This is a genomic window from Fulvivirga aurantia (genome assembly GCF_009711475.1).
Lineage (GTDB): Bacteria > Bacteroidota > Bacteroidia > Cytophagales > Cyclobacteriaceae > Fulvivirga > Fulvivirga aurantia.
In genome coordinates, this window is sequence record NZ_SMMD01000818.1 from 1 (window position 1) to 9446 (window position 9446).

Genomic DNA, 9446 nt, shown 5'->3' on the forward strand with positions numbered 1-9446 from the left:
AAATTTTTGAGATTAAGCTGGCTGATTTTTCACAGACCCAGCTTACGAATATTACCGGTTTTAACGGTCTTCCTGAATATTCCCCTGATGGGAAGCAAATCGCCTTTCACAGTTGTGACAACACGGTTTGCGATATTTACCTGATGAATGCTGATGGAACTGACCTTGTAAATCTCACCAATGGTGTGGATGATAACCGATGGCCAAGGTGGTCTCCAGACGGCAAGTGGATTGCGATTACTAAAACAATAAATAAAAACTCTGAGATATACTTTTTATCACCTGAGGGTGAAGCAAAGCCGGTCATTACCTCCCCTCATCGTGATGAAATAGCCATTTTTAAACCTCAGTGATCGTAGGCTTTTTGAGTTTCCATCGTCTGTGGGACCACATATAACCAGCTGGATCACTTTTTATAAGCTTTTCGGTTTCTTCCACATAGCGATCTAAAATTTGATGCCCTTCTTTACTGTAAGGTGGGTCAGATAATTTGATGAGCTCAACCGTATACTTACCCCTACTCTGCCTTTCTACTTTAAAAAAATAGGTGGGGAACTGGCCGATTTTAGCAATCTGTTCCGGCCCTAGAAAGAATGCAGTGTCTTTATTCAAAAAAGTTGTCCAATATTTAGGAGCATGTGCTCTCGGGGATTGATCTGCCACAATTCCCAATGCTCGCAACCTGTCTTTAGTCTTAACAATAGCCCGCAGGATTCTGCTTTTCTCAATGGGTTTGCCTCCAAACCTGCTCCGTGCATTCAACATTAATTTATCGTATTTGTCATTCGACAAGCGCTTATAAACCGCATCAACAGGAAAAGGCAAAACAACACAACCTACTTGTAGCGCCCACTCCCAGTTAAATTGATGTGAAGCTATGACAACTATCGATTGAGCAGCATCTGCGTGATGTTGCACATCAGGTACATTCACAAACTTGACATGCTTTAAGAGTTCTTCTTTAGAGATCGTGATACCTTTAAGAGTCTCCACCAGATATTGCGTAAATCGCTTATAATATTCTTTTTCTATTACCTTAAGTTCGGCATCACTTTTTTCAGGAAATGAATTTCTCAGGTTATTAACAACCACCTTTTTGCGATAGCCTACAATGTAGTATGCAAATAAATAAAGCACCTCTGCAATGAGATAAAGCACAGAAAGCGGTAAACGAGAAAGAAGCTTGATCGCAAACATTGTGGCAAAATTAGCTATTTAAACCTACCACGAAAGTGATCTGTGTTAACTAATAGTTGCCTCCAACAATTCTTTTTAATTTAGCAGCCACATAACAAGATATCCAGATAGCATGAAAGATAAGGTTGTAGTAATAACTGGTGGTTCATCAGGAATAGGTAAAGCACTTGCAGAAGTTTTTGGGGCGCAGGGCTCAAAAATTTTAATCACCGGAAGAAACCAGGAGACTCTCGATAAAGCTGTATCAGAACTAAAAGGAAATGGAATTGATATCGTTGGCTTCCAGGCCGACACGAGTAAGGAGGAAGATAATAAGCTTATGGCAGAACACGCCATTAAGACTTTTGGTAAAATAGATATTTTAATCGCTAATGCCGGTATTTCAATGCGTGCGCTTATCGAAGATGTAGACCTGGATGTGATCAAGCGGGTCATGGACATAAACTTTTATGGAGCCGTTTATGCCACAAAATACTGTCTGCCTTCTATAAAAGAAAACAAAGGCTCTGTTATAGGCATTTCGTCAATTGCCGGATATCGTGGCTTACCTGGTAGAGCTGGTTACTCTGCTTCTAAATTTGCCCTAAATGGGTTTTTGGAAGTGCTAAGAACTGAAATGTTTAAAACAGGTGTACATGTATTGACAGCCTGTCCCGGATTTACAGCTTCTAACATCAGAAAAAAATCTCTTGTGGCCGATGGGTCTCATCAAGGGGAGTCTCCTAGAAAGGAAGAGAAAATGATGACTGCAGAAGAGTGTGCACAGCACATTTATAAGGCTACCAAAAAGAGAAAAAAGGTGCTAGTACTTACCGGACAGGGAAAAATGACGGTTTTTCTTAATAAGTGGTTTCCTGGTTTTATGGATAAAATGGTCTACAATGTAATGGCCAAAGAAGATGACTCACCTCTTAAATGATTATTGGCTCATTTTATTATATTTGTGTGGTCGATTAATTCAAAATGGTTCAGAAGTATTTTCCTTTCGATAAAAACTACATTCTAGAAAAAGCGCAGCTTGACAATGAGGAGCGCATGGTAGTTTACATGATCAACTTTGTAAAGGCTTACTATCAGGCAAACCATAACCCACTCGGCCTGGAAGATGCTACCATGATTACAATTAATGCGCACGAAACTACATATACCGATAGACTGAGTGAGTTTTATAAAAACCTGGCAGGTATCTATCGCTATAAATTTGGGGATAATCAACTAGAGTTCCTTTTTGATGGCACCGATCATTACGAGAAGTATGTGAAAGATTGGAAAGCCAACTTTAAAGAATGGTTGCTGGAATTCTGCGCAAAGCCAAATTTCATAAAGGCCATTCTGGAGCTAACTGTTTTTTACCCTGAAGATAGAAAAGCACTTCTTGCCGGCAATCGCATGAAAGTTTTCATCGAGCAGCACTTTGCCCTTAAGCTATACAAGTACAAAGGTATAGTTGAAATGAAAGTGGCGTAGGGCAATTTTAAGTACTGGGTATATAGTATTTAGAAGTAAGTGGTAAGATTCCAGATTTAGATTTAATGAGTACTATTTTAAATAAAAAGCAATTGGAGATCTTGATTACAAGTGTCATAGGCCTCGCCCTTATTTCACTTGTTTACCCTCTTCCCAGCATTGGCACGCTCTTCATCGTTTTTGCATTGCCTGTTTTTGCAGCTTTGGTGATAGCAAGAAGTAAATAAATTAGGATTTATTAATCTAACACCTCAAATCTAAATTCTAAAATCTCATTATCTCCTAACCTCAAACCTCTCAAAACCTACAACCTCTCCTACCTCAAAGTGTACATTCTCTACACGTGCCTGTGAGGGGCCTTGCTTACACCAATCTATCAGTTCGTCAAGAGATTCTCTGGGGCCTTCAGCCTCGATATATACGGTGCCATCTGACCGGTTTTTGACCCAGCCGATTATTTTAAGTGATTCGGCTTTTTCTTTTGTACTTGCCCGATAAAACACGCCCTGTACTCGTCCACTTACGGTGATGTTGTAATGCTTCATTTACTTTTCACTATTTCTATACCCGAAGAAGTACCTAATCTATCAGCTCCGGCCTTGATCATAGCTATGGCGTCATCATGAGTTTTGATGCCACCAGAAGCTTTAATACCGACATTGGAAGGAAGGTTTTCTCTCATCAATTTAATGTGCTCGACCATAGCTCCGGCTGATGCAAAACCAGTAGATGTTTTAACAAAATCAACCCCAGCATCTGCGCAAAGCTTACAGGCTTTTATAATTTCTTCGTCAGTAAGCAGTGCTGTCTCTATTATAACCTTCAATATTTTATACTCGTCATGCACCAGTTTGCTGCACTTGGCAAATTCTATTTTAGGCCAAGGCATGCCGTCTTTTATGGCTGAGACATTCATAACCAGGTCTATTTCATCGGCTCCATCTCTAAGTGCTAGTTTAATCTCTTCAACTTTTGTCTCAGTCATGTTATAGCCAAGCGGAAAGCCTGCTACCGTTACCAGTTGTATGTCTGCCTCCCCAATTTCTCTAGACGCTCTTTTCACCCAAAAGGGTGGTACGCATACACCTAGAAAATTGTGTGTTTTGGCTTCTTTAACAAGTAGGTCTACATCTTTGCCTGTAATAGTCGGCTTGAGGTTGGTGTGCTCAATAAATCGGTTGATATTTTGCATGGTAGAATATAGACAAAATACCGGTGTTTTTTGTTGTGACTTATTGAAAAATATAGACTATAGCACACACCGATATACTCAAAATAACACCAAGGGCCCTGAGTGATTCTTTCTGTCAAACCCAAGGGATTAGAACATCGAATGTTGAATAATGAACCCCGAAATTATTTAGTGCACTATCTTACACTCTTTGCAGAATTTGCGTTTACCAGGTGGGCGTTTTTTTGGCTTGCGTTTATGGCCGAAGTATGATGGATCTGAGTATTGGGGTTTTTGCATCTCGCGCTCCATTTTCTTACGCTTTTTAGCGTTAGCCTCCATGAGGTCGTAAAATATCTCACGTTTATCTTTGAGCTGTTTATTAAATATACTCCTAAAAGACTTTTTCTTGCTTTTATTTCTGTTTCCCTTCTTTACCATCTGCTGCTTTTGCTGCTGCAGTGGTGTAAAGGGCTCGAAGGAATTGGCTCTTTTTTCGTTCTCCTTATTTGACTTTTTATCCTGGCTATTACCAGATAAAGCCAATAGACAACAAATAGAAATTAGAAAAAGATACTTCATTAGACTTTAAACTGATGCTTACTTAGCACGTGATAAGCCCAAATTTATTGTAAGATAAAAGATACAATTGTAAAATTAATACATGGCTTTGGGTTTCAACATCGTTTGTTGTCTACGATGTACCCATGGTGGAGTAGGGTTGTCTTCATTCCAGAGACCTGTTTTAGAAGATTTAGCCTGAGCTTCAATTGTTCCAAGATCAACCTCTTTTGGACTAGCCCATGCCATGCCGTTTTTCAATAGTTCTTCGTGCAACTGAGAACCGTTTTTCAATTTTATGGTAGCTAGCTTATTGCCCCATCTGTCTTTTCCCTTAATCTCGACAGTTACTTTCTTCTTGTATACGAGCTTTTTGGTAAATAAGTGAGCCTCATTTCCAAAGTGTTGACTTAATTCCGGACAATCAACCTCTTTGAGCATCACTTTGACTAAGCCTTCTTCTTTAGACTCTATCTCTAGTGTATTGCCATCAATTACATTTACCACCTTTCCCTCAAAATTACTGGGGTAAGACTGTGCAGTTATTGCCAATATGCATGTTAGAAATACCTTAAACATCTCCGTAAAACTTGTAGTGATATAACCATTAATACGACAAGTTGTTCAGAGGTCACTATCAAATAGACAGTCAGCGTTTATTGCATATATGATGTTGGTATTACAGGACGAACGGTATTTTAATTGCAATATTGATCCAGAAAATATTTCGACTTTTTGTCCCCCAGATCAAGAGCTTTTTTCCAACTCTCACATGCTTTGGTAGGGCTATCTAGTCGATATAAAATATTACCGTATACTTTGTGGTAAGAAGCAACCGTGTCATCCAATTCCAATGCTTTTTCTATATCTTCTATAGCTCCTCCTACATTTCCGGTAGACACCTTGTTATTAGCCAAATGAAAATATGCACTCGCATCATTTGGGTTGATGTCTATTACGAGATTATAATCTGTAATTGCTCCCTCGTAGTCTTCATTTTGCTCTCGGAGATAGGCTCTGTTATAATAAGCATCAGCATTTTTGGGGTCTTTGCTTATCACATCATTTAAGTCATTCATCGCTGCTCTATTGTTGCCGATAAATAGATAAGCTCGTGCCCTATCCATATAAACAGAGGCATCGTTGTTACCAGCATTGATGGCATTATTTAAATCTGAGATAGCGGCCTCATACTCTTCTACTTCAATAAGCGTACGTGCTCTTTTCTGATAAACATTCCCAGACTTTGTGCCTCCATCAACTATTTTATTGAAATAAGATAGTGCTCTTACGTTGTCGTCCATCTGGTAGTACGACTCTGCAAGAAAGGCTACAACTTCGCCATCAGGCTCTTCTTCTAATTTTTCGTAGGTGGCTAAATCACTGGCTGCCTCCTCATACTTTTCCATTTTAAAAAATGTTTCCCCTCTGTTTTGCCAGGCTCTTGTATATTGATCATCCATTTCCAGTGCCTTATTGAAACTTGCAATGGCCGCCTCATAATCTTCCATGAGTTGTTGTGCTTTACCCATGTTGTTATAAATGATAGGGTCATCATTTTTGCCATTGCTTATGGCAGATTGATAGTCCTTAACAGCACTTTCATAATTTTTGAGTCTAAACTTGGCATTACCTCTTTGGTAATATGCCTCGCCATTAGCGCTGTTTAACTCGAGTGCTTTATTTAAAGTAGAAATAGCCGATTCAAAATCATTGGCTTCGTATTGGGCATGACCAAGATTATAGAATATCTCAGCGTCAGAAGCACCTTTTTCAATCGCTTTGGCTAAATGAGTAGCTGCTGCATCGTATTGTCCTAGCTGGTACTGAGCTTTACCCAAATTAGCATAGGTTTCGGCTTCATCAACTCCTTTTGAAACTGCCTGACTTAGGTTGGCAGCCGCATTTTCGTAGTCTGCGCGTTGATATAAAGAATTGCCCAGTCCATAAAAAAGTAACTTGTCTGATGCACCTTGTGACTTGGCTTTTTCCAATGCTTCGATAGCGCCCTCATAATCCTCAGTTTTGTATTTACTTACACCGAGGTAGAGGTACTCCTCCTTACCAGCATCACCATTGGCCACGATCTTATTCAAATCTTCCAAAGCCTTTGAGTAATTGCTCAATTCATAATTTGCGGTTCCTCTATTTCTTAAAGCGACAGCATAATCTGGTTTTACAGCGAGCGCCTGATCAAAATCAGAAACGGCACCCTGAAGGTCGCCTTTCAGCATTTTTGCTTTACCTCGATTATTGAAGATAATCTCGTCTTTTATGCCAAAAGTAATGGCCTGATTATAAGCACCAATGGCCTGATCATACTGCTCAAGCCGGTAATAGGCATTACCTAAATTATAGTAAACAACACCATCTTTAGACCCGGCTGATACGGCCTTTTGTAAATTAGAAACGGCAGCCTGATAATCCTTCAACTCATAATATCCGACTCCAATTCTTTCGTTAATCGCCACATTGTTAGCTCCCATCTGTTGGGCCTTACCAAGATCATCTATCGCAGCCTGGTAAGTCTTCAATTCAAATTTTGCCAACCCTCTTTTCTCATAAAGGTTAGCTTCTTTTAATCCCAGCTCCTCCGCTTTGTCTAAATATGCTGCTGTGCGCTTATGTTCGTTACCTTCTGCGGCCAACAGGCCTCCGTAATAATAAATCTCTTTACTGTTTATGTCTGCGCTGATCGCTTTGCCTATCCACTCCTTGCTTTTTGCTTCATCCCCTGTGTTATAATAGGCCAGTGCCAACATTTTTGTTATTTCTTTGGTTGGACCAGACGCCTCTTTGGCTTTTTCTAAATCAACAATCGCTTCAGCATACTTTCCGGTTTCAAACCGGGCTGTACCACGATTGAGTAAAGCTCGACCGTAGTCTGACTTTATAGCTAATGATTTATCAAAGTCAGCAATGGCACCTTCAAGGTTTTTGAGCTCCATTTTAGCCTTACCTCGGTTGTTAAAAACAATATGATCAGTGGCATCTATGGCAATAGCCTTATCATAATTAGAAACTGCCTGTTGGTACTCAGCTTTCTTAAAGAAAATATCACCTAAAATTTTATAAGTATCATAATCACCGAGACCGGCTGCTGCTGCTTTCTGAAGGTCTTCAAACGCTCCTTCTTCATCACCCAGGCTATACCTTGATAAGCCTCTATACTTATTCAATTCGCTATCACTAACACCGGCCGTAATTGCTTTGGATATGTAATCATCTGCCTCTTTATACCTTTTTGTCTCGTAAGCCACTACCCCTAGCATCTGATACATTTGGCCTTGTGTATTGCCAGACTGCTCAGCTTTTTGCAAATAATTAAATGCCTCTTTGTAGTTATCGGTTTTGAATAAAGAAACGCCCAATGCATAGTTAAGCTCTTCCTTTTGGCTACCTCTTTGAATGGCTGATTTCAGGTCGCTCACAGCTGACTCAAAAGACTCAGTCTTGAACTTGGCGATACCAAGCATCGCATAAATTTCAGGATCTGAAGATCCTCCCTGTTTGATTTTTTCCAGGTCGGTAATCGCTGCACTCCAGTTTTGTTTTTTAAAATATGCGAAAGCACGATTTTCTAATGCTTTGTCATAATCTGATTTTAATTCAAGCGCCTTATTGTAATCAGCAATGGCCTCATCGATCTTCTCAAGATTGTAGCGAGCCTTACCACGATTATTGAATACCACAGGGTCGTGAGCTTTCTGCGCGACCGCTTTGTTGTAATTTTCTATGGCCAGAAAATACTCTTCTTTCTTAAATTGAATATTTCCTAAAATGTAAAACGCCTGATAGTTTGTTGCTCCTTTATCTACAGCCTGGGTTAAGTCAGGAAGAGCTCCTTCTTCATTGTCTAATTCATACCTTGCAATACCTCTGTGCAGGTAGAGTTGTGGGTCGTTATTGCCTTTATTAAGTGCTTCACTAAAGGTAGTTTCTGCTGCTCCATAGTTTTTGTCATAGTAATAGGTTTTACCCAGGTTAAGCAGCAACGAGGGGTCACTTACACCTGCTCGTTGAGCCTGCTCATAATACATGGCAGCTTTTTTATACTCCTCTTTTTTGAAATAAATATTACCTAAATACAGCTTCAGATCTGCAAGTTGGCTACCACGTTTAACGGCACTTTCCATGGCCTCAGCTGCCTGATCCACCTTGTCATCTTGGTATAGAGATATCCCTAGTTTGGCATAATTTTCATCAGTTACTTTACCGGCTTTGATTAAAGCTTCATAATCTGCCACGGCATTTGACCAGTTTTTAGCTTCATAATTAGCTTCAGCTCTATTTTCAAGTGCTTTATCATAGCTCGCATCTTTGGCCAGGGCTTTGGTGTAGTCATCAACGGCATTTTTATAATTACCTAAATTGGCTTTTGCTTTACCCCGGTTATTATAAAGGGTCACATCGTCAAAACCGGCATTAGCTGCCTGATCATAATACTTTATTGCATCCTGATAGCTCTCTAATCTAAACTTAGCATTGGCAAGGGTGAATAAACCTACCGGCTCTTTGAAACCCATACCTACACCCTTTTCCAGGTCTGTAGCCGCTTGTTGATAATCCTTAAGCTCATATTTGGTCATACCTCTGTAACCAAATAATTCAGCAGAATTTACCCGAGATTTTACTGCCTCATCAAAATCATCAGCTGCTTTTTCATAGTCTTTGAGGTTGTAGTGAGCAATACCTCTTTTTACATAAACCTCATCGTTACTAAACTTCGAGTTTATAAGCTGAGAGTAGTCCAGTGCAGCCGAACGGTAATCCCCACTTTCGAGTTTAGCATTGGCTTTATTATATGTTTCCTGAAGTGGGTCTGACTCCTGAGCAAAATTGGGGAGTGAAAAAAGTAAGATTAAAAAAGTAAGAATGCTTGATTTCATAGTTATCATGGGTATTAGCCTATGAGTAAAGTTATTAAATAAAAATTACACCGCTATTTCGGCATTTCTGAAATTATTTTTGGCTTTATAAATCCAACCTCTCTTCTGCCTACGTAGGTCTTGTACTAAAATTTTAAACAAATAAATAAAGCTATGAAAAA

8 protein-coding genes and 1 pseudogene are annotated in these 9446 nt (G+C 39.6%); 3 read left to right on the forward strand and 6 right to left on the reverse strand.

Annotated features, from left to right (window positions below; all coding sequences use genetic code 11):
• Positions 1–353, forward strand: a pseudogene (locus E1176_RS11375) (PD40 domain-containing protein); the annotation flags it as partial.
• On the opposite strand, the gene E1176_RS11380 reads toward E1176_RS11375, so the two are convergent.
• Entirely contained in the window at positions 340–1197 is an 858-nt protein-coding gene (locus E1176_RS11380; protein ID WP_155210735.1) for a lysophospholipid acyltransferase family protein, read from the reverse strand. The pseudogene E1176_RS11375 and the gene E1176_RS11380 overlap by 14 nt on opposite strands.
• A 112-nt stretch (positions 1198–1309) precedes the next feature.
• Here E1176_RS11380 and E1176_RS11385 point away from each other — a divergent pair, with 112 nt between their 5' ends.
• Together E1176_RS11385 and E1176_RS11390 are read left to right on the forward strand one after the other, a co-directional pair.
• Positions 1310–2116, forward strand: coding sequence for an SDR family oxidoreductase (locus tag E1176_RS11385; RefSeq protein WP_155210736.1), 807 nt, complete (start codon positions 1310–1312; stop codon positions 2114–2116).
• A 44-nt stretch (positions 2117–2160) separates the two neighbouring features.
• Positions 2161–2664 (forward strand): hypothetical protein, encoded by a 504-nt coding sequence (locus E1176_RS11390; protein WP_155210737.1) that lies wholly within the window; start codon positions 2161–2163, stop codon positions 2662–2664.
• Positions 2665–2939: 275 nt separating this feature from the next.
• Here E1176_RS11390 and E1176_RS11395 read toward each other — a convergent pair whose 3' ends face one another.
• From E1176_RS11395 to E1176_RS11415, 5 genes are all read right to left on the reverse strand, one after another.
• Positions 2940–3209, reverse strand: coding sequence for an acylphosphatase (locus E1176_RS11395; RefSeq protein ID WP_155210738.1), 270 nt, complete (start codon positions 3207–3209; stop codon positions 2940–2942).
• Positions 3206–3856, reverse strand: a complete 651-nt coding sequence (gene deoC / locus E1176_RS11400; RefSeq protein WP_155210739.1) for a deoxyribose-phosphate aldolase — start codon at positions 3854–3856, stop codon at positions 3206–3208. The genes E1176_RS11395 and deoC overlap by 4 nt, the downstream gene beginning before the upstream one ends.
• Positions 3857–4024: 168 nt before the next feature.
• Positions 4025–4417, reverse strand: a complete 393-nt coding sequence (locus E1176_RS11405) for a hypothetical protein (RefSeq protein WP_155210740.1) — start codon at positions 4415–4417, stop codon at positions 4025–4027.
• 75 nt (positions 4418–4492) lie between these two features.
• Positions 4493–4975 (reverse strand): thermonuclease family protein, encoded by a 483-nt coding sequence (locus E1176_RS11410; RefSeq protein ID WP_155210741.1) that lies wholly within the window; start codon positions 4973–4975, stop codon positions 4493–4495.
• A gap of 119 nt (positions 4976–5094) precedes the next feature.
• Complete coding sequence (locus E1176_RS11415) at positions 5095–9285, reverse strand: tetratricopeptide repeat protein (RefSeq protein ID WP_185152762.1); 4191 nt, start codon at positions 9283–9285, stop codon at positions 5095–5097.
• Positions 9286–9446 lie beyond the last annotated feature (161 nt).

Coding starts and splice junctions, on each gene's coding strand:
- E1176_RS11380 (WP_155210735.1), bottom strand. CDS start 1,197: ATGTTTGCGATCAAGCTTCTTTCTCGTTTACCGCTTTCTGTGCTTTAT.
- E1176_RS11385 (WP_155210736.1), top strand. CDS start 1,310: ATGAAAGATAAGGTTGTAGTAATAACTGGTGGTTCATCAGGAATAGGT.
- E1176_RS11390 (WP_155210737.1), top strand. CDS start 2,161: ATGGTTCAGAAGTATTTTCCTTTCGATAAAAACTACATTCTAGAAAAA.
- E1176_RS11395 (WP_155210738.1), bottom strand. CDS start 3,209: ATGAAGCATTACAACATCACCGTAAGTGGACGAGTACAGGGCGTGTTT.
- deoC (WP_155210739.1), bottom strand. CDS start 3,856: ATGCAAAATATCAACCGATTTATTGAGCACACCAACCTCAAGCCGACT.
- E1176_RS11405 (WP_155210740.1), bottom strand. CDS start 4,417: ATGAAGTATCTTTTTCTAATTTCTATTTGTTGTCTATTGGCTTTATCT.
- E1176_RS11410 (WP_155210741.1), bottom strand. CDS start 4,975: ATGTTTAAGGTATTTCTAACATGCATATTGGCAATAACTGCACAGTCT.
- E1176_RS11415 (WP_185152762.1), bottom strand. CDS start 9,285: ATGAAATCAAGCATTCTTACTTTTTTAATCTTACTTTTTTCACTCCCC.